General features: G+C 42.6%; 1 protein-coding gene and 1 pseudogene. Both read left to right on the top strand.

What is annotated here, in order from left to right; all coding sequences use genetic code 11:
* Positions 1–817 (top strand): phage tail protein (locus ACFIK4_RS03025; RefSeq protein WP_375674936.1); only part of this gene is annotated, 817 nt, incomplete at its 5' end.
* An 8-nt stretch (positions 818–825) separates the two neighbouring features.
* Positions 826–1,084, top strand: a pseudogene (locus ACFIK4_RS03020) (phage tail protein); the annotation flags it as partial.

Here is a 1,084-nt window from a genome sequence, read left to right as displayed (position 1 = left end):
CCAACAAACGAGTGTGATAAGACTTGCAAGCACTTCACAGTTTTTAGAGTATAAGAATGGTATCGTTTTGCGCTTTATGGCTATGGGTAAGAATGTTGGAGCGACCACGATTGTCTTAAATGCTTTAGATGGCAAGCCGGTTTATAAAGCAACAGAAACGGGTTTATCGCTTTTATCAGGGGGGGAAATCCAACAAGGGTGCATTTATACATTGTTTTATAATGGAGATCATTGGCATCTTGTTAATCCTACCCCACTCCCTTTAGAAGAAGAAGAAAGCAATCTTTATCCCACGGGTTTTATAGGAACGTTTGGAATGCGCGGGATTCCAAAGGATTGGTTAATTTGCGATGGGAAGGCTTATTTGCGTCGTGATTATGGTGATTTATTTGAGACGATAGGAACGGTTTGGGGAGAGGGTGATGGCGCCACGACATTTAATGTTCCCGATTTTCGAGGGATGTTTTTACGGGGGCTTGATGGAGGGCGCAATATTGATGAGGGGCGTTCTTTTGCAAGTGTGCAAACAGATTTAATCGAGTCGCATCAACATCAAGGACAGAGCCTTTCGATGTCTCATTTTACCAGCAACGAAAACTTTTGGGATGGGAATACGACGGATGTGTTGGGTTATCGTCTAGGCTTGTTTGGGGGGAGTTCTCTAGCGAATTTTATGGGCATAGAGCGTGAGAATTTAGGGGGCTACATTGTAAGTTCTCATACTCTTGATGAGAACCAAGAGGTTGTTTTGGAGAGCACTGGTGAAGGCGAGACGCGTCCAGTTAATGTGAGTGTTCTGTTTGCGATTAAGACATGAGGTGTAAGATGTCGACGATCTATGATTGGTCTTTAAATGCCTCCTTGAATGCCTATTGTGATGATTTGATTGATTGGTCAAAAGGACAACGTCCTAGTAGTCTGAATAATAGTGCTCGTGTGATGATGCAACGTGTGCGTGAATATTTATCGGATACGAGTGGTGTGATTGAAAGCACTTTTACGGTTGATGCTGAACACCAGACGACGTTGATAAGACTTCAAAGCCAATCGCAATTTTTAGAGTATAAGAATGGGATATCAATTT

Origin of the sequence: Bartonella sp. AP9QHHD (assembly GCF_042195625.1) — a bacterium.
In the GTDB taxonomy this organism is placed as follows: domain Bacteria; phylum Pseudomonadota; class Alphaproteobacteria; order Rhizobiales; family Rhizobiaceae; genus Bartonella.
The sequence above is the reverse complement of the archived record's forward strand: the minus strand, read 5'-3'. Positions and strand labels throughout refer to the sequence as shown.